Raw genomic sequence first — 18,869 nt, forward strand, 5'->3', positions numbered from 1 at the left:
TAATCAGCATGAGTGCCCCAGTTTTTAAGCATAAAATAATCCTCCTTTGAAAACATGTCTTTAGGAGGAGATTTTCAAAATTTTACAGACTTGTCAAGCGTTTTATTCAAAAAAAATGGGGGGATTAACAAAAATTAATGATACTACAAACGAGTAATCACAGGCTCTAAAGAGTTTCCGTGAGAGCTCCATTAGAATAGGGGGGAAGCATACTGTATCGCCCCTGTTCTGGTACAAATCCCTCTGGAATTAAGTTTTCACGGTCACCGAGTTCTACCGCTGCTCTGGAATGACATAAGCGACTCATCATTCTGATAAGAACTGGCGTATTGAATTTCTCACTAATTTTCAACCCTAGCATTGTAAAATCTTTAGCTTCTTGAGGATTGCTTGGATCTAAAATGGGGATATTAGCAAACTTACCCCAAAATCTACTATCCTGTTCATTTTGTGAACTTGAAAGACCAGGATCATCCCCTACAACTAATATGAGGCCTCCCTTTGTTTTTGTTTGGGTAAATGTCATAAAGGGGTCACTTGCAATGTTCACTCCTACATGTTTCATAGAAACCATTGCTCTTGCACCAGCGATACTACCACCCATTGCAATTTCCATTGATACTTTTTCATTAGTTCCCCAGTCACTATAAATATCTTTATATTGTTTTAAAGAATCTAAAATTTGTACAGTAGGTGATCCCGGATAACTGGTAGCAATCATTCCGCCACCTTCGAAGAAACCTCTACTTATTGCTTCATTGCCAGTTAAAATTTTTTTATTAATCAAAATACCACCTCATTAACATTATTTATAAATGATTTACTTATCATATTCTATGTACTAATATTCTATATAAGATTAAAAATAATATTATAAATATTAAGGTGGCGGGAAAATGTTAAGCAATGGTATAATAGAAGAAATGAAAAAGGGAGGCGAAGGTATACAATATGAAAATATTCGGTAAGATATTCTTTACAGAACCTAACACAATTTATAGATATATTGAAGAAGGTAAGATAGATGAAATAAAGGATTATTTGAATGGACCTAAGGATTTAGATTCTGATTTTAAACTGGAAAGTATACTTCATCATGCCATTAATAATAGTGAAAATAACTATTTTGAAGTAATTGAGTTTTTAATAAATAATGGTGCTGATATTAACAGTCATCACAGTGAATTTTTAGAAACTCCTCTTCATAAACTTTGTGCAAGAGGAAACCCACAGATAGATGTAATAACTATGATACTTAAAAAAGGAGCTAAAGTTAATGCAGTAAACATATCCGGTAAGACCCCGATATTTCACTGCAATTTTAATTACTCTGTGGAGCTTCTTACTCTTCTTATAAAATATGGAGCAGATATTAATATAAGGGACAAATACAAAAATACACTTCTTCACGATGACTATATCAACTGTTCTGATGAGCATTTTGAAGAATTCTTAAAAGTTCTCATTAGTAGTGGATTTGATATTAACTCAAAAAATTCTACAGACTTAACTCCACTGGATTATTGTAAAAATGAAAAAATCAGGGGTATTTTAATAAAATACGGTGCAAAGAACATTAAAAAAGGAGAGCTGTCGTGAAAAGACAGCTCTCCTTTTTCGACAAAATGACTTTGTATGTCAATCAGTACGAAATGATTTATTTCTTGAAGGTTAATTATTAAGAATCCGTCAAGTTTTGACAATTATAGACGATATATTAATTGTCAAAGTTTCTGATGTTATGGGTGCGATTTGGTATGCAATTAATAAATATAGAATGATGTAAGTTTATCCTGGATTTGTATTGAAATGTATATTTAAAGCTGCAGCTAAGGGATAAAAAGGCATAAGGGAGATGATCAAATGAACGTTAGGAAAACACTTACTGTTTTTGCGTGCCTAATGCTAGGTATATTTTTATTGTTTGGCTGTAGCGTATCAACGACTAGTATAAAGAATGGTGAATCAGTAAAAAATGATGCCGAAAAACAAATTTATATTCCCGTTATTTCTAAGGGATGGGAACAACAGTACTGGCAATCTGTTAAAATGGGAGCGGAAAAAGCAGCTAAGGACTATAATATCAGAATAACTGTTGAAGCCCCTGAAGCAGATATTGCTGTTAATAAGCAAATTGAAATGATTGATTCAGCCCTTAGTAGGAATCCTGATGCCCTTGTTTTAGCTGCAGTTAATAGCAAAGCAGTTATACATGAACTTGAGAAAGCTAAATCTTTAAATATTCCTGTTATTGGGTTTGATTCAGGTGTAAATAGTGATATTTTAGTTACCACTGTGGCTACTGACAATAATTCCGCGGGTAGCTTAGCAGCAGACAAAATGGCGGTTGCAATAGCTCAAAAGGGTGAGATTGCTGTTATATGTCATGATGCTGTAAGTACTACAGGTACGCAGCGTCGCGATGGTTTCTTAAATCGAATTAAGGAAAAATACCCTAGGATAGAGGTTGTAGATGTAAAGTATGGTAATGGTGATCATGGTATGTCTAAAAAGATTACGGAAACAATTATTGAAAAGCACCCCAATATAAAGGGCATATTTGCAACAAATGAAGGTTCAGCGTATGGGCTAATTAATGGTATAACTGAAAAAAATAAAATTGGAAAAATTGTAATTGTAGGATTTGATGCTGGTAAATTTCAAAAAAATGCAGTAAGAAGTGGAGTAATGATTGGTGCAATCACACAAGACCCTGTAATGGTAGGGTACAAAGCTGTTGAGGCTGCAGTTAAGGTTTTAAAAGGTGAAACGCTACCTAAAAATATAGATATAGGATATAAATGGTATGACAAGACTAATGTGGATGACGAAAAATTGAAGACTTTATTATATGATTAAATTTAAATAAAAGAGGCGATAGTGGTGCACATAAAAATAAGGAGTATAAAAATTCATACAAGACTTATGGTCTCATTTTTATTATTATCATTTTTGCCTTTAGCGGTTACAAGTTTGCTTAGTTATAAAAAATCAAATGATTCTATTCAGACTAAGATCCAAATATATTTATCTCAAATTATGAAGGATGTTAGTGAAAATTTAAAAACTGAATTGACATTTAAAGAGGGTTTATGTGAAGAGATTTCTATGTCTGAAGAAATACAGAATGGTCTGACTAATTATGTAAAACTAGACAGTAATGAAAAGTTTAATATAGAAGATGATATACGTTCTTTATTTGTAGAAAAAATGAGACTTTCAGGATTTAGTGCTCCTTTGGATATAACAAGTATAAATATTATTACTGATATGAATACAATAATTGGCTCAGGTCAAAATTATTATAATAAAAACCAGCTTGTTGATATTTATAATGAATTTAAAGATGAAGGTTATAAATATAATTATAAACTTATTAAGGATTCAAATGGTAATTTTGAAATATCAGTTGCGAAGATTATAAACAACAATATAAGTGGCGCAAGAATTGGTACACTAATATTAACGTTTAAGGAAGCATATATTTCAGATATTTGTAAACAGTTGAATATTGGAGACAATGCAGATGTTTTTATAATGAATTCAAAAGGAAAAATAGTTTCTAGCAATAACGCATCTAAAATACCTATAAATAAAGAGTATTCAGAAAAAGAACTTATGAAAGAGATTTTAAACAACAATAAAGTGAAAAATAATAGTTTTTCATTAGATATAATGGGTGAAAAGCGATTGGTAGCCTATAATAGTATAGAAAATTGTGATTGGTTTATTGTAAGCACTATTCCATATGCATACCTTCAGTCAGAATCAAAAAACTTAATGTGGAATATAGTATTTATTGGATTAATGTGTTTGGTATGTGCGGTGCCGTTTTCTTTTATAATATCGTCTAGCATATCATCACCATTAAGGAAATTAAAAAATATTATGGATGAAGCGCAAAGTGGAAATCTTGATGTTGAGCTCTCAGATAACAATATTGATGAAATAGCTGGCATAGCTACAGGATTCAATGATATGATTTCAAGCATAAAGCTTCTTATTAAGGATAACATAGATACTCAAAATGAAATAGTATTTAAGTTAGGAGATGTTACAGAAGCTCGCTCTCAGGAAACAGGTAATCATATTAGCAGGGTTGCTTATTATTCAAAACTCATAGCTATGAAGTATGGTATTCCTGAAGAGGATGCAGAGATGTTAAAAATGGCTTCTACGCTTCATGATATTGGGAAGATATCAATTCCAGATTGTGTATTATTAAAGCCGGGTAAACTCACGGAGGAAGAATTTGAAATTATGAAAACGCATACTGTTATAGGGTACGAACTTTTATCAAATTCTAGCAAGCCAATTTTGAAAATCGCATCAAGAATTGCCCGTGAACATCATGAAAAATATAATGGCACAGGTTATCCAAGGGGCATAAGTGGTGAGGAAATAGAAGTTTATAGTAGAATTGTTGCTCTAACGGATGTATTTGATGCATTAGGAACAGAACGTGTTTATAAGGAAAAGTGGGAATGGGATAGAATAATTGATTATATTAAGGAACAAAGGGGTAAACAATTTGATCCTAAAATAGTCGATATATTTCTAGAAAACCTCGATGAAATTAGGGAAATAAAGGATAGTTTAAAAGATATAAATCAGTAATTTTCCAATCTAAGGATAATTTTATTCCGAATCTGATTTAAATCTCTTAGAAATTTGATATAATATATAGTATATCAAAGATTAAGGAGAACACATATGGATAAAAAAATTGGAGTAATTGCTTCTGATAAAGAACTAGAAAAAAGTATAATAGAATTGTATAGAGACGATGTAGAGCAAGGAAAGATTATTATAGATATATTAGATCCTGATAATATAGAAAAACAAGGAAAGATATTAGAAAATAAGGGTGCCAAAGCTATTATAGCGAGAAGTGGCGGTTATAGGTTTACTGTAGGCAAGGTGAATATTCCTGTCATACAGTTAAAGATAACTACATTAGATATTTTGTTTTCAATAAAGACTGCAAGCGTAGCTAATAAGGATATAGTACTAATTATATCGGATATAGAGTACTTTGATTATGAGGAATGGAAAAGTATGATAAGTAGCAATGTCATAATTGAGAGGTTTAGCTATAAAGAAGAAATTGAGGGACGTGTAAATAAGTATTTATATAAAAAGGAGAAGGTAATAATAGTTGGGGGTGGAATTCCTTGCAGCTATGCTCAAAGGTTAGGCATGGAATTTGTTCATTTAGGTGCCAGTAATGAGTCGATTCATGAAGTAATCACGTATGCTAGAGAACTTGTAGACAACTTATATGAACAGAAATATAAAAATGAGATTCTAAAAACCATCTTGGATGGAGTTCATGATGCTGTAGTTGCAGTAGATCAAGAAGGTAAAATTATATTGTATAATGAAAGAGCTAAGGAACTATTAAAAAAAGATAGCAGTGATGTAGTGGATAAGCAATTATTAGATGTTTATCCTGAGCTTGGATTTATAATGGATGTGATGGAAAATAAAATAAATAGATACAATGAAATTAAAGTTCTTAAAAAAATAGTTATTGCGGCAAATACGTCTATATTAGAGGTGGATAGGAACATTCATGGTGTTTTGTGCTCCTTCCAGGACATAACTAAGCTACAAAAATTGGAAAAGAAGATAAGGTACGAACTTAATAAGAAGGGTCTTGTTACGAAGTACAAATTTCAAGATATTATTACTTATGACCCCGTTATGAAAAATACTTTGGCAAAAGCAAGAAAAATTGGTTTAACTGATAGTACTGTAATGATTTATGGAGAAAGTGGAACCGGTAAAGAGATGGTTGCGCAAAGTATTCATAATATTAGCAGTAGAAAAAACGAACCATTTGTTGCTATTAATTGCGCAGCAATATCAGAGAGCTTACTAGAAAGTGAACTTTTTGGATATGAAGAGGGCGCATTTACGGGTGCAAGGAAAGGGGGCAAACCTGGGTTATTTGAACTAGCTCATGGCGGCTCCATATTTTTGGATGAAATTAACAGTGTTTCCCTTAATCTTCAAGCTAAGTTACTACGTGTTTTAGAGGAGAAGGAAGTAATGAGGTTAGGTTCTGACTATGTAATTCCTTTAGATGTTAGAATCATATCTGCAGCAAATGAGGAGTTGAAGAAAAAAGCTTACGCTGGAAATTTCAGAAGGGACTTATTCTATCGTTTAAATATATTGGAACTCCATATACCACCACTTCGGGAAAGAAAAATGGATGTGCTTCCGCTCTTTAAGCACTATCTAAAAAAACTGGATGATGAAACTGATGGAATGAGAGTAGATAGTGAACTTGAGAAAAAATTAGTCAAATACTCTTGGCCTGGCAATGTGAGGGAACTTAGAAACATTGCACAAAGATATGTAATATTTAAAGAAGTGGATTTAGACGATTTAGATGATTTAGAAATCATTGAGACTGGTAACCAATTTATAAATGAAGCCCCAAAACTTACTAGTGAAAAAGTGGTAGACTTAAAAGAAATTAACCGATACGTTGAGGAAAAAGTAATAGATATGCTTGCAAGTAGTGGAATGTCAAAAACAGAAATGGCAAAACAATTGGGAATAAGTAGAACTGCTTTATGGAAAAAGACAAAATCTTAAATTAGATGTATGTAAACTAAAGATAACAAAGTGTTAACATAAGAAAACGTGTTATTTTTAAATTTAAAAATATATTACCAAAATACAGGCCCTCAGGCCTGTATTTGTTTTGGCATTATTCTTGCTAGTATAACTGTATACGGTTAAATTTTCGAACTACTATTTTGACTTCAAAAGGATCATCAGCTGAAGAAAAATATTTATCAATAGTATTATCTGCTGCTGCAATTAAATAAGAATGTAAAAATTTATGATGATAGGTAAAAAAAGAGGAGTGGAATTATGAAAAAATTACTAACAGGAAACGAAGCTATTGCACGTGGAGCATATGAAGCAGGGGTAAGGTTTGCATCGGCATATCCAGGAACACCTAGTACTGAGATATTAGAAAATATTGCTTTATATAAAGAGGATATATTAGCTGAGTGGGCTACAAATGAAAAGGTTGCAGTAGAAGCAGTAATTGGAGCGTCTTTTGCAGGGGCTAGATCAATAGCTGCTATGAAGCATGTCGGTCTTAATGTTGCAGCAGATCCACTTTTTACAAATGCTTATACCGGAGTTAATGGTGGACTTGTTATAGTATCTGGAGATGAACCAGGTATGCATTCATCACAGAACGAACAAGATAATAGAAACTATGCAAGATTTGCTAAAATACCAATGTTTGAGCCATCTGACAGTCAAGAAGCAAAAGATATGATTAAAGATGCACTTGAAATTAGTGAAAAATATGATAGTCCAGTACTTTTTAGAATTACTACTAGACTTTGTCATTCTAAGGGAATAGTTGAATGCGAAGATAGACGTGACGTTCCATTAAAGGAATATGTTAAGGATATAACAAAATATATACCTGTTCCAGCCCATTCAACCAAGCTTAGAGTAAAAGTAGAAGAGAGACTAAATAAATTGGAAGAGTTTTCGAACAATACACCTTTAAATTATATGGAATTAAATGATACAAAAATAGGTGTAGTTGCATCTGGATGTTCTTACAAATTTGCTAAAGAAGTCTTTGGTAATAATGCATCTTATTTAAAACTTGGATTTACAAATCCGCTTCCTAAAGCGATGATGAAAGACTTTGCTTCAAAAGTTGATAAAATATATGTAATTGAAGAAAATGATCCAATAATTGAAAATGAATTAAAAATGATGGGAATAGAATGTTTTGGGAAAAATACTTTTCCATACAACGGAGAAATGACTCCAGATGTAATTAGAAAATCGGTTTACGGTAAGAGCGAAGAAACTATAGAATATGATGAATGTAAAGTCGTTGCAAGACCGCCAACTCTATGTGCAGGATGCCCTCACAGAGGTTTCTTTTACGAAATCAGTAAGAGAAAAAATACTGTAATATCTGGAGATATAGGATGTTATACACTAGGCTTCGCTGAGCCATATAATGCTATGGATTGGTCAGTATGTATGGGTGCTAGTATTAGTATGGGACATGGAGCACAGCAAGTATTTAATATGAAAAAGGATAATGAAACTCGAGTAGTATCAGTACTCGGAGACTCTACATTCTTCCATACTGGAATTAACTCATTATTAGATGTTGTTTATAATAAAGGTAATTCTATAAATGTAATTTTAGATAATAGAATTACGGGTATGACAGGACATCAAGAAAATCCAGGAACAGGATATACACTACAAGGATTAGAAACAGAAACGGTTGATATAGAAGCACTTGTAAAAGCTTGTGGGATTAAAAACGTAAGAGTAGTAAATCCTAATGACCTAAAAGATATGAAAGCGACTATAGATTGGGCTTACGCGTTAAACGAAGCATCAGTGATAATTACTAGATGGCCTTGTGTGTTAAAAAAATTCTCTAAAGAAGACAAAGAAGAATTTGCAGGTGCTTTCCAAGGTAACTGTGTGGTTGATGAAGATAAGTGTATAGGATGTAAAAAATGCCTTAAAACGGGATGCCCAGCATTATCCTTTGATAAAACAACTAAAAAATCTAGTATAGATAAGGGTCCATGTGTTAGTTGTGGAGTATGCGAACAAGTATGTCCAGTAGGTGCAATTTCCAAGGAGGTAAAATAATATGACAAAAAATATAATGTTAGTTGGAGTAGGTGGTCAAGGTACTATTCTTGCCAGTAAACTTTTAACAACAGGCTTAATGGAAGCAGGATACGATGTTAAAATGAGCGAAATACATGGAATGTCTCAAAGAGGTGGATCGGTTTCGTCTCAGGTTAGATATGGAGAGGATGTACAATCTCCTGTAATAGAAATGGGAGGAGCTGATATATTAGTTTCTTTTGAAAAAATGGAAGCTATGAGATGGCTTAAATACTTAAAGCCAGAAGGAAAGGTTATAGTTAATGATTATGAAATGGACTCCATGCCAATTCTTTCTGGAAAAGTTGATTATCCGTTAGGAATTATTGAAGAACTGAGTTCCAAAGTTCAGACGACGGTAGTAGATGCTGCAAAACACGCGAAAGAACTTGGAAATGCAAAGGTTATGAATGTTATTCTACTAGGAACTCTAGTAAAGGCAATGGAACTTGAAGATATAGATTGGAAGAAGATAATAAAGGATAATGTTAAGCCGAAATTTATTGAACTTAACTTAAAGGCTTTTGAAGTTGGAATGAGCCTCGCATGAAGAAAGGAGATCTTTTATGGGTGGCGCTGCTATTAATTTGGGTAGTTATCTTGGTAGTCCCAGCAACGCGAGAGGCATTTATCGGTGCTACTGAGGCGCATCCATATATAGGAGGATTTATTAAGTTTGGAATACTTGCCACTATGGGAGATTTACTTGGAGCAAGAATTTTAAAAGGTGATTGGGTTATTCCTAAGGGAGTTATGTATAAAGTTATTATATGGGGAGTTATAGGTTTAATGATTACACTCGTATTTACTGTATACATGGGTGGAGTAGCTGCAGCACAAGCATCTGGTAAATTGCCATTTAGTGGTTCAGTACTCGCACAGGCATTTTTCGGTAGTGCGATTATGAATCTTACTTTTGGACCTATGATGATGGTTTTTCATAGATTTACAGATATGTATATAAATATTAAATATGAGAAAAATGGTGGAAAAGTTACAATGAGTGAGATAATTGATAAAAATGATTGGCATTCATTGGTGGAGTTTACTTGGATTAAAACATGTCCGTTTTTCTGGATACCTGCACACACGGCAGTATTTTTGCTACCAGTACAGTATAGAGTTATTGCCTCAGCATTTTTGTCTATAGCATTAGGTATCTTACTTACTATTGCTAAAAAACAAAAATCGGTTCAACCTATGTAATTATTTACGGCCATGTTGAAATAACTCCTGGGGAGAATGAAAAGAGCTGCCTCAAAATAGAAAGTAATTTCTATTTTGAGGCAGCTCTTTTTTTACATATAAAACAGAGGATGTCACAAATATACTTTTGAGACATCCTCACATTAATTTAGGTCCTATAATTCAATATCATGATCAATAGCATATTTATTGCCCCATTTGCACATTTCCTCAAGCGTATTTTGTAAACTTTTTCCATATTCAGTTATAGAATATTCAACCTTTGGTGGCACTACTGGATATACTTTCCGTCTAATCAAATTATCACGTTCCATTTCTCGGAGTTGAGTTGTAAGCATTTTTGGGGTAATATCAGGAATTGATTTTTTGAGTTCAGAATATCTTTTAGTACCCATATTTAGATACCAAAGAATTCTAATTTTCCATTTACCGCCGATTAAATCCATAGTTAGTTCCATTGAACAATTGTATTTATCCTTCAAAATTGACATTTTATAACCTCCATATTTTTTAAATTACATGGTATCCTTTTGTATACTATATGATAAAAAAGTGCGTACTTGTTATTTATGTATGTTGTAGTATAATAGTATCATACAGTAGGTAAAAAAACAATATTACTTGATGGGTAATAAGGATTTCAAATTAAGATTTGGATTTTCACTAAACAGGAGAAAATAAAAATTTGTTTTATAAGGAGATATTATAAATGGAAGCGATTTTTAAGAGAAGAAGCATAAGAACATATGAGGATAAGCCAGTTGCAAAGGAAAAAATTGAAAAACTTTTAAAAGCGGCAATGCAGGCACCATCAGCAGCAAATCAACAGCCTTGGGAATTTATAGTAGTTGAAGATAAGGACAAGTTAAAAAATTTATCTAATGCAAGTCCATATTCAAAAATGGTTGCAAATTCAGCAGTTACAATTGTTCTTTTATCAAGAACAGAAGGAGTGGTGTTCCCTCCTTGTATACCGCAAGATATGGGAGCTGCTGCAGAAAATCTACTTTTAGAAGCAGTACATCTAGAACTTGGGGCAGTTTGGATTGGAATTGCACCTGTCCAAGAAAGAATGGATTATATAAAGGACATGTTTGGTTTGCCCGAAGGTATTGAACCTTTTGCATTAATTCCGGTAGGATATCCGGATAATCAGAAAAATGAATTTATAGATAGATTTGATGCATCAAGAGTTCATTATGAAAATTGGAAATAAATAATTAATTATAAAAAAATGATAAATTGAGGAGTGAAATTTTATGATAAAGGTTATAGCGAAAAACTTTGCTAAAGAAAATAAAATTGAGAAAGTTTTAGAGTTAGCAAAGATATTAGTAGAATCAACAGTGAAAGAGGACGGCTGTATAAAGTATGAAATGTATCAGGATGAGAAAAATCCCAGTATTTTAATCATGGTAGAAGAGTGGGAAACAATTGAAGCCCTGAATAAGCATATGTCTTCAGAGCATTTTAAAAAGATTGTTTCACAAATGAGTGAATGTATGGATCAAAAGCCTGAACTGAATATTTGCAAAAAGGTGATTTAAGAGATTATAAATTTAGATACTAGTGAAAAGCAAATGAGTTCTGCATTGAGCAGGGCTCATTTTATTTAATCCCCACAGGTATCTGTCATTATTATAATAAGTCATATAACTATAAACAATTTCCCCTGATATGCGGGCTAAGGCCTTTTAATATTTTTTGTAATCTCTCGGTATATAAATATATGTATATGTCTTTACGGGTGTCTACAGGCATTAATAATAAAGATGATGAATACCATGATTATAGAGAGGATACGAGAATTATATCGTTTTAATGTTAAAAAGCTATTTAAAAGGGAGAAATGAATATGAGAAATTTTTTTTTAGCTGGATTAATTGGAATTATTACTATAGTGCTTGTTGGATGCACAGGAGCTAAAAATAGCAATATAACAGAAAAAAATCAAATTAATAATGATATTCAGGTATCTAAAGACAAGAAAGATTATGAGGAGAAAGCAGACTTAGAAGCAAAAACCGCAGATAAAGTAGAAAGTAATATTGATAAACCAGATAAAACTGAGAGAATATTTAAGATAGTAACTAAAAATGCTAATTATAAAGTTGTAAGTGAAGAAGAGATTAAAACAGCAGGTATGGGGGTTGCTGATAATATAAAGAAAATACTTAGCACTATATCAACTAAGTATTTTGATGGAAAACCGTTGGAGTTAAAGACTATAGAAACTGTAAAATATAAAAAGATAGCTGTTATAAATTTAGGAGGAGATAAGAACTATTGGGAACAAAGTATGCAAGGTTCATTAGGGGGGGAGATTACTGAGTATACCCTTATAGAAAATGTACTTCAAAGAGAATATAAAGGTTATTGGATTAATGCAGTTAGATTTACGATAGATGGAAAGCAAGTTGAAGCTACACAGCATGCTTCAGATTTAGCTAAAACAATATATAGATAAGAACTATATTTTAAATTTATTATATATTTATCAACTGGGACATTAAAAACTATTCTCGCAAATTACGTCGAGGCAACAGCCCGCTTTTTAATCCAATTCAAAACTACCTACTCATATTTTAACTTGCCCTAGGTTTTTCATTTGGTAATAAAATAGTAAGTAAGGTTACCACTACTAGAGGTATTAATAAATAAGAAGCACTGGTAATCAATCCCTGGATATCTGCTATTTTCCCAAATAAAAGCATAAGAATTCCTCCTAGCCCTCCAGATAGTCCCATAATTAATCCTGTTGCAACATTTAAATTCTCTGGCATTAACTCATGGGCCATTACAATATTAGCAGTATTCGTTCCACTTAAGGTAAGTCCCATGAATAAAAAGCCAATAACCATTGCAACACCAGTAGTGAACACAATTGACATCATACATAAGGGTGCTAGTACATTAAATAGCACTAATACTTTTTTACTTCCGATTATATCATTTAAGTAGCCACCTATAATAGTACCAAGAGAATTAGCTAATAAATAAACAGACAATATTACTCCTGCAATCTTAATATCAACCTGCTTCGATAGCATAATCTGTGCGCCAAAGGTAATCAAGAAAATTTTAATTAGTACTTTGTTGGTTGAAATAAATACTAATACAGAAACCCACTTTGCAGAGTGGAAATCAAATTTTTCACGTTTCTTTTCCTTATTCACTTGAATTTGGTTCATGTCCATATTTTGAACCTGGGCTAGGTATAGAAATAAGGCAACCCAAATACCAGGAATCATGAAAAATACTAGTACTTTTAGTCCGTGGGCTTTTACAATAGGAATAGCAATCATTGGCGATACGGAAGCAGCAAAGCCTCCAATAGTCATAAAAACAGATAAGCTTTTCCCTCTTGATTTTTTGCCGAGCTTTACTGCCATAGCTGAACCTAATGGATGAAATAATGCAGATGCTAAGGCTCCTAGTCCTAGTATAATAACTAATAAATAATAATTTGTAATTATTCCAGAGATGGACATCCAAAAGGAAATCCATACTAAGGAAAGAATCACAAGCCATGGCTTCCCTCGCTTATCAACAAAATATCCGATAATTGGCTGAGCAAAAGAACCGCTGCTTGTAATTACAAAAGCAATGAAAGCTTGCTCTGATAGGCTCAATCCGAGTTCTTGAACAAATAAAAACAAAATAGGTGGAATTAAGTTCATATACAAATCATTGAAAAAATGTCCAACGGACACTGCTATTAATTTAGTAAAATAAGTAGTTGATCTTTGCTTTCTTGTTTCTTTCAAAATTCTGCCCCCTCGTTTAGTTATATGCGGAATGTTATAAGTTTAAATTTAATGAATAGGACATTTCTATTAAACAGTACGTCTTATTATATACCCCTACAAGGTATGTAATCAACCCTTTTTAAGAAATAGGTTTCATATGGCGCAGGACATAAATTTGATATGACTATAGAGGACAATTATTATTGGGCTCAATCTGGACAAGGGACATTCACCCTATTTCACAGAAATACAAGAATTGCTACTTATAAAGGTAGCGAACAATTTTCAGAAAATATCCTTCTCATATTGGAAGGTATGTTATTATTAGTAATAACATACAGAGGAGATGAAATATGAAAAAAATTATTTTTATTTTAATGATAATTGCCTTAATTAGTTCTTTAATGTTTAACAGGTCTCAGTATAAAGCCATAAATACTTACAAAGTAAAACAAAATAATATCGATATAGAAATGTTTACAAGAATAGGGTCCCTACAACTTTATTTAAATAATACAGATTTTCAAACTATTGATTATAAACAAATAAAAGATTCTTTATCAATGTCACAGGAAATACTCACTTTGGCTATACACTCAACTTATAGCGACAATGAAGATGTTGTTAATTGTTTTTCTGATTTAACCCAGTTATTTAACGTCAAGTCAATAGATGAACTAGAAAGACTGGGTGAACAAGTTAACATTTTACTGAAATCTACAACCATTGTGAATAAAATTAATCCAGATGGCTGTAAGCAACTTTCAAAGTTTATTAGAATTAAATGGTAATGATTATAACTAATAACTTCCGCTTAAATTACCATAGGTCATCCCATAACAATGACTATAATACTAGCTTAACGCCCTCTAATAATCTATGAGTGTTATTAAACCTTTTTTAATTTTACCATAATTTTAAGTGTTGGTAATAAAGTGTAAAGATAGTAGAGTTTATGAAGAGTATAGTGCGGCAACTCCTATGATGCTAACGTTTGGATTAGATAGAGCTAAAAGTATAGAAGGTCAACTAAATGGAACACAACCATCAACCACTTATGGAACATTAGCTACAACCGTTGATTTATCAACCCTTGGTGGTAAAGGCAAAGCAGGAGGTGATAACAAAGGAATAGAAGAGAATAACTTAGATAGAATATGTTTTCACAGATGGTGCCGTGGAGATAGTGGTAATGGTGTCAACAGTGTAAAAATTAAGTAGACAGAAAGCAATTGTAAATTTTGAATATTATAATTTAGATTGACCAGGAGATAAATATGTTATACTGAAAGAAAAACCAAGACGCATAAAGGAAAGGAAAACACCAAAAATGGATACAAAAGAATTTCAAAAAAGATCTCTAGTTTCAATATTCTTCTCATATTTTAAACCACACAAAAAATTATTTATATTAGATATGTCATGTGCATTCTTAATTGCAGTTATTGACTTATCATTTCCAGCAATAACTCGTTATTCTCTAAATGAGCTACTACCTATTAATGCTTATAAAACTTTTATAACTATTATGGTGATTATGCTAATTGCTTATACATTAAGAGCTTTTTTCTACTATATAATAAGCTACTATGGCCACTCTTTTGGTGTATTAGTAGAAGCAGATATAAGAAGCGATTTATTTCAACATATGCAGGAATTGTCTTATGGATACTTTGATAAAAACCGTACAGGTCAACTAATGAGTAGACTTACGGCAGATTTATTTGATATAACTGAGCTTGCTCATCATGGTCCTGAAGATGTTTTTATATCCACCTTGACAATAATAGGGTCACTAGGTATCTTATTTACTATTCAGTGGAAATTAACTTTGGTTATTGCTTTAATCTTGCCTATATTTTTATTAGTTGTATGGTATAGACGTTCTGAAATGTCAAAAGCTTCTCTGGAAGTGAAAGAAAAAACTGCTTCTATAAATGTAAATATTGAATCAGGGCTTTCAGGCATGAAAACAGCAAAATCATTTGCAAATGAAAATTCAGAATTTGATAAGTTTAGTGAATCAAATGATGCTTTCAAAACATCTAAAACCAAATTTTATAAGACTATGGGATATTTCAATGCAACTATGGAATTTTTCCTTTGTATTTTGCCAGCAACAGTTATCTTAGTAGGTGGTATATTAATTATGAAAGGGCAGATGAATCAAATTGATTTAATTACTTTTACTTTATACATCACTACTTTTATAACTCCAATTAGAAAGCTTTCAAACTTTGCTGAACTATTTGCAAAAGGTGGAGCTGGACTTGTACGTTTTGTAGATATGATGCGTACTGAAACTGAAATGAAGGATGCTCCTAATGCTATAGAGCTAGGTAGAATAAAAGGAGAATTAGATATTGAAAATATTAGCTTTTCCTACAAAAAAGGAATTCAAGTACTGCACAATATTTCTCTTCACGTAAGTCCTGGCGAAACAATTGCAGTCGTAGGACAATCAGGCGGAGGAAAATCAACATTATGTAAATTGATTCCCAGGTTCTATGATGTTGATGAAGGTAAAATTTTGCTTGACCATATGGATATACGTAATGTCACACAAGAATCTTTGCATAAAAATATTGGAGTTGTAGAACAAGAGATATTTCTTTTTGCTGATAGTATTCTTGAAAATATTAGATACGGTAGACCTGATGCTACCCCTAAGGAAGTTGCAATAGCAGCAAAACAGGCTGAGATTTATGATGATATTCTTGCTATGTCTGATGGATTTAATACTTTTGTTGGAGAACGTGGTGCAATGCTTTCTGGTGGACAGAAACAACGTATTTCTATAGCCCGTATATTTCTAAAAAATCCACCATTCCTAATTTTAGATGAAGCAACTTCTGCACTTGATAGTGTTACTGAAGCTAAAATACAAGAAACTTTTGATAGTCTAATAATAGGCAGAACAACTTTTGTTATTGCTCATAGATTATCTACTGTTAGAAATGCAGATAGAATTCTTGTATTTGATAGTGGAAATATTATTGAAGATGGAAATCACGAATGTTTAATAGAAGAAAACGGTGTCTATGCTGAGCTTTATAAAACTCAGCATATAAGTAAATAGATGATTTCTGATTTTTAAACTAAAACACTTAGATTTTTGATAATAAATAAATATATTTGTAAAATAAACATGCTGTAACCCCATTAGATACTTATGATATTGATACAATCCAGACCAGTATTGATAACAACACAGCAGTTACATTTCCAGATAAAAAATTAGAACAAATAATTAGAGACAAAATTAAAAAACCTAATGGGGATATTTTAAAAAGTGATGTTGAAATGATAAATAGATTATCGCCTTATTCTCAAAACATTAGTAATATTACAGGAATAGAATATATGATTAACTTGAATTATTTGGATTTAACATATAATCAAATTAGCATAACTTGTATTCATTGCAAGTAAACGATAATTTAATAAGTAACATAGAACCTTTGCAAGGTCTAACTAACTTGATTATAGTGGATTTATCTAAAAACGAAATCAGCAACATAGAATCTTTAAAAGGATTGACTGAATTGCGTGAGTTGAAATTAGGGAACAATCAAATTATAGATCTAGAACCTTTAAGTGAATTGACTTATTTGAGGAGATTGATGTTACAAAATAATCAAATTACTAATTTAGAACCTCTAAGAGATTTGACTAAATTGAGTTGGTTGGAATTAGAAAGCAATCAAATTACTGAATATACTCCAATTGATTTTTATCATGAAGTTACACCAGAAGATTGGGAGGTAGGTTGGAATTAAATTTAACCAAGTTAGGATATTAGACAGGAGGTAACCCTTTGAAGGAAGAATTGCAGGTAAAATAATAGTGATATTGCAATTCATCATAACAAATTTTCTTTTCTGCCGGAAATTCCGGTACTGACATATTTGCTCTAAATCGCTCTTTGGCTTTCGGACAGGGGTTCGACACCCCTCGCCTCCACCAAGAAGAATCAAGATCTATAAGTGAAAACGTTACATGGGGCCAGCGCAAGAGGTTTGCGGATGGTAAAGTTAGCCTGCCATATGGACAGTTCCTTGGTTATGAAAAAGGTGAAGATGGCATACCTAAAATTGTAGAAAAGCAGGCTGTAGTTGTTAGGTTGATTTACAAACAGTTTCTTGAGGGTAAGACACCATCAGGAATTGCAAAGCATTTAACTGCAAATAAGATTTCAACTCCAGCAGGTAAGGAAGTTTGGCAGCAAAGTACTGTACTAAGCATTCTTAAAAATGAAAAATATAAAGGTGCTGCCATGCTTCAAAAAACCTTTACGGTGGACTTTCTTACCAAAGAAAAGAAAATTAATGAGGGAGAAATTCCACAGTATTATGTTGAAAACAGCCATCCAGCAATTATTACTCCAGAGGTGTTTGACCTGGTTCAACATGAGTTTAAGAAACGCAAAAACGTCAAGGGTTATAAAACTGGCGGAGGGTGTTTTTCAGGCAAAATAGTATGTGGGGAGTGCGGTAGCTTCTACGGAAGTAAGGTGTGGCACTCCACTAGTAAATATCGTAAAGTAATTTGGCAGTGCAATGCAAAATTCAAAAATAATAAAAAGTGTAGCACACCTCATCTTTATGAGGATACTTTAAAACAAGCCTTCCCTGATGCCTTTAATAGTCTACTTGAAAACAAAGAAGAAATACTGCAAGGATATGAAGCTATAATTCAAGCCTTGACCGATACTTCAAAGCTTGATAAGGAGAGGGTAAAGCTACAGAGCGAAATTGAGGTGGTTACTGAACTTCTCCAAAAGTGTGTGGAGGAAAATGCTCACAGCGCTTTAGACCGAGCTGAGTATGAAGAGCGATACACAACACTCGCAGACCGTTATGAAAATATAAAAAAGGGACTTGATGAAATAAATGATAAACGTCTTGAGAGAAGTGCTAAGAGTGAGAGCACTGTAGCTTTTATTAAAGAATTGGAGCAAAGAGATGTGTTAGTATCAGAGTTTGATGAGGAGCTTTGGAATGCCACCATTGAAAAAGTGGTAGTGCGTTCGCAACAGGAGATAATTTTTATATTTAAAGATGGAATGGAATTAAAGTGGAATATATAAGGATATTAAACATTTTAAAGCTTAGAAATAAAACCTTCTAAGCTTTTTTACTTTCTTATGAAAATATTGTTTCATTTAGAAAAAAGTAATCTGCGAGAGCGTTTTAATATAACCGCTTATATTCAAGT

Annotated in this window: 19 protein-coding genes; 15 read left to right on the top strand and 4 right to left on the bottom strand. The window is 32.4% G+C overall.

Going from position 1 to position 18,869, the window contains the following annotated elements; all coding sequences use genetic code 11:
* Window positions 1–166: 166 nt before the first annotated feature.
* Window positions 167–787, bottom strand: a complete 621-nt coding sequence (locus tag ACJAX4_RS13160; protein WP_435789919.1) for a hypothetical protein — start codon at window positions 785–787, stop codon at window positions 167–169.
* A 164-nt stretch (window positions 788–951) separates the two neighbouring features.
* On the opposite strand from ACJAX4_RS13160, the gene ACJAX4_RS13165 reads away from it, so the two are divergent.
* The 7 genes from ACJAX4_RS13165 to ACJAX4_RS13195 all read left to right on the top strand — a co-directional run bounded on the left by ACJAX4_RS13165 (window position 952) and on the right by ACJAX4_RS13195 (window position 9,903).
* Entirely contained in the window at window positions 952–1,599 is a 648-nt protein-coding gene (locus ACJAX4_RS13165; RefSeq protein WP_435789920.1) for an ankyrin repeat domain-containing protein, read from the top strand.
* Window positions 1,600–1,863: 264 nt separating this feature from the next.
* Window positions 1,864–2,859, top strand: a complete 996-nt coding sequence (locus ACJAX4_RS13170) for an ABC transporter substrate-binding protein (protein WP_435789921.1) — start codon at window positions 1,864–1,866, stop codon at window positions 2,857–2,859.
* A 21-nt stretch (window positions 2,860–2,880) separates the two neighbouring features.
* Window positions 2,881–4,617 (top strand): HD domain-containing phosphohydrolase, encoded by a 1,737-nt coding sequence (locus ACJAX4_RS13175; RefSeq protein ID WP_435789922.1) that lies wholly within the window; start codon window positions 2,881–2,883, stop codon window positions 4,615–4,617.
* 96 nt (window positions 4,618–4,713) lie between these two features.
* Window positions 4,714–6,609: a sigma 54-interacting transcriptional regulator gene (locus ACJAX4_RS13180; protein WP_435789923.1), complete on the top strand. Its 1,896-nt coding sequence runs from the start codon at window positions 4,714–4,716 to the stop codon at window positions 6,607–6,609.
* A 282-nt stretch (window positions 6,610–6,891) separates the two neighbouring features.
* Window positions 6,892–8,676 carry an indolepyruvate ferredoxin oxidoreductase subunit alpha gene (gene iorA / locus ACJAX4_RS13185; RefSeq protein ID WP_435789924.1) on the top strand — a complete coding sequence of 595 codons (1,785 nt, stop codon included), beginning with the start codon at window positions 6,892–6,894 and terminating at the stop codon, window positions 8,674–8,676.
* Window position 8,677: 1 nt separating this feature from the next.
* On the top strand, window positions 8,678–9,247 hold the full coding sequence (locus ACJAX4_RS13190) for an indolepyruvate oxidoreductase subunit beta (protein ID WP_435789925.1): 570 nt from the start codon (window positions 8,678–8,680) through the stop codon (window positions 9,245–9,247).
* On the top strand, window positions 9,244–9,903 hold the full coding sequence (locus ACJAX4_RS13195) for a hypothetical protein (RefSeq protein ID WP_435789926.1): 660 nt from the start codon (window positions 9,244–9,246) through the stop codon (window positions 9,901–9,903). Before ACJAX4_RS13190 ends, ACJAX4_RS13195 begins: the two co-directional genes overlap by 4 nt.
* A 155-nt stretch (window positions 9,904–10,058) precedes the next feature.
* Here ACJAX4_RS13195 and ACJAX4_RS13200 read toward each other — a convergent pair whose 3' ends face one another.
* Complete coding sequence (locus ACJAX4_RS13200) at window positions 10,059–10,394, bottom strand: winged helix-turn-helix transcriptional regulator (RefSeq protein WP_435789927.1); 336 nt, start codon at window positions 10,392–10,394, stop codon at window positions 10,059–10,061.
* Between the two features lie 218 nt (window positions 10,395–10,612).
* Between ACJAX4_RS13200 and ACJAX4_RS13205 the strand changes: the two genes are divergently transcribed.
* Both ACJAX4_RS13205 and ACJAX4_RS13210 read left to right on the top strand, forming a co-directional pair.
* Window positions 10,613–11,119 (top strand): nitroreductase family protein, encoded by a 507-nt coding sequence (locus ACJAX4_RS13205; RefSeq protein ID WP_435789928.1) that lies wholly within the window; start codon window positions 10,613–10,615, stop codon window positions 11,117–11,119.
* Between the two features lie 43 nt (window positions 11,120–11,162).
* The gene (locus tag ACJAX4_RS13210; RefSeq protein WP_435789929.1) at window positions 11,163–11,450 is read left to right on the top strand and encodes a putative quinol monooxygenase; all 288 of its coding nucleotides are present in this window, start codon (window positions 11,163–11,165) and stop codon (window positions 11,448–11,450) included.
* A 12-nt stretch (window positions 11,451–11,462) separates the two neighbouring features.
* On the opposite strand, the gene ACJAX4_RS13215 is transcribed toward ACJAX4_RS13210, so the two are convergent.
* Window positions 11,463–11,555: an IS3 family transposase gene (locus tag ACJAX4_RS13215; protein ID WP_435789930.1), complete on the bottom strand. Its 93-nt coding sequence runs from the start codon at window positions 11,553–11,555 to the stop codon at window positions 11,463–11,465.
* Window positions 11,556–11,758: 203 nt separating this feature from the next.
* Here ACJAX4_RS13215 and ACJAX4_RS13220 point away from each other — a divergent pair, with 203 nt between their 5' ends.
* Window positions 11,759–12,370 carry a hypothetical protein gene (locus tag ACJAX4_RS13220; protein ID WP_435789931.1) on the top strand — a complete coding sequence of 204 codons (612 nt, stop codon included), beginning with the start codon at window positions 11,759–11,761 and terminating at the stop codon, window positions 12,368–12,370.
* A 118-nt stretch (window positions 12,371–12,488) separates the two neighbouring features.
* On the opposite strand, the gene ACJAX4_RS13225 is transcribed toward ACJAX4_RS13220, so the two are convergent.
* On the bottom strand, window positions 12,489–13,670 hold the full coding sequence (locus ACJAX4_RS13225) for an MFS transporter (RefSeq protein ID WP_435789932.1): 1,182 nt from the start codon (window positions 13,668–13,670) through the stop codon (window positions 12,489–12,491).
* Between the two features lie 335 nt (window positions 13,671–14,005).
* On the opposite strand from ACJAX4_RS13225, the gene ACJAX4_RS13230 reads away from it, so the two are divergent.
* The 5 genes from ACJAX4_RS13230 (at window position 14,006) to ACJAX4_RS13250 (ending at window position 18,741) form a co-directional block, all read left to right on the top strand.
* Window positions 14,006–14,443 (top strand): hypothetical protein, encoded by a 438-nt coding sequence (locus ACJAX4_RS13230; protein ID WP_435789933.1) that lies wholly within the window; start codon window positions 14,006–14,008, stop codon window positions 14,441–14,443.
* Between the two features lie 190 nt (window positions 14,444–14,633).
* Entirely contained in the window at window positions 14,634–14,873 is a 240-nt protein-coding gene (locus tag ACJAX4_RS13235; RefSeq protein WP_435789934.1) for a hypothetical protein, read from the top strand.
* A 109-nt stretch (window positions 14,874–14,982) separates the two neighbouring features.
* Window positions 14,983–16,731, top strand: a complete 1,749-nt coding sequence (locus ACJAX4_RS13240) for an ABC transporter ATP-binding protein (protein WP_435789935.1) — start codon at window positions 14,983–14,985, stop codon at window positions 16,729–16,731.
* A gap of 343 nt (window positions 16,732–17,074) precedes the next feature.
* The gene (locus ACJAX4_RS13245; RefSeq protein ID WP_435789936.1) at window positions 17,075–17,431 is read left to right on the top strand and encodes a leucine-rich repeat domain-containing protein; all 357 of its coding nucleotides are present in this window, start codon (window positions 17,075–17,077) and stop codon (window positions 17,429–17,431) included.
* A 146-nt stretch (window positions 17,432–17,577) separates the two neighbouring features.
* On the top strand, window positions 17,578–18,741 hold the full coding sequence (locus tag ACJAX4_RS13250) for a recombinase family protein (RefSeq protein ID WP_435789937.1): 1,164 nt from the start codon (window positions 17,578–17,580) through the stop codon (window positions 18,739–18,741).
* The last annotated feature ends 128 nt before the right edge of the window (window positions 18,742–18,869 follow it).

Source organism: Clostridium sp. (assembly GCF_051278035.1).
In the GTDB taxonomy this organism is placed as follows: domain Bacteria; phylum Bacillota; class Clostridia; order Clostridiales; family Clostridiaceae; genus Clostridium_AD.

Coding starts and splice junctions, on each gene's coding strand:
- ACJAX4_RS13170 (WP_435789921.1), top strand. CDS start 1,864: ATGAACGTTAGGAAAACACTTACTGTTTTTGCGTGCCTAATGCTAGGT.
- ACJAX4_RS13190 (WP_435789925.1), top strand. CDS start 8,678: ATGACAAAAAATATAATGTTAGTTGGAGTAGGTGGTCAAGGTACTATT.
- ACJAX4_RS13180 (WP_435789923.1), top strand. CDS start 4,714: ATGGATAAAAAAATTGGAGTAATTGCTTCTGATAAAGAACTAGAAAAA.
- ACJAX4_RS13200 (WP_435789927.1), bottom strand. CDS start 10,394: ATGTCAATTTTGAAGGATAAATACAATTGTTCAATGGAACTAACTATG.
- ACJAX4_RS13195 (WP_435789926.1), top strand. CDS start 9,244: ATGAAGAAAGGAGATCTTTTATGGGTGGCGCTGCTATTAATTTGGGTA.
- iorA (WP_435789924.1), top strand. CDS start 6,892: ATGAAAAAATTACTAACAGGAAACGAAGCTATTGCACGTGGAGCATAT.
- ACJAX4_RS13235 (WP_435789934.1), top strand. CDS start 14,634: ATGATGCTAACGTTTGGATTAGATAGAGCTAAAAGTATAGAAGGTCAA.
- ACJAX4_RS13240 (WP_435789935.1), top strand. CDS start 14,983: ATGGATACAAAAGAATTTCAAAAAAGATCTCTAGTTTCAATATTCTTC.
- ACJAX4_RS13165 (WP_435789920.1), top strand. CDS start 952: ATGAAAATATTCGGTAAGATATTCTTTACAGAACCTAACACAATTTAT.
- ACJAX4_RS13220 (WP_435789931.1), top strand. CDS start 11,759: ATGAGAAATTTTTTTTTAGCTGGATTAATTGGAATTATTACTATAGTG.
- ACJAX4_RS13205 (WP_435789928.1), top strand. CDS start 10,613: ATGGAAGCGATTTTTAAGAGAAGAAGCATAAGAACATATGAGGATAAG.
- ACJAX4_RS13210 (WP_435789929.1), top strand. CDS start 11,163: ATGATAAAGGTTATAGCGAAAAACTTTGCTAAAGAAAATAAAATTGAG.
- ACJAX4_RS13230 (WP_435789933.1), top strand. CDS start 14,006: ATGAAAAAAATTATTTTTATTTTAATGATAATTGCCTTAATTAGTTCT.
- ACJAX4_RS13215 (WP_435789930.1), bottom strand. CDS start 11,555: ATGACTTATTATAATAATGACAGATACCTGTGGGGATTAAATAAAATG.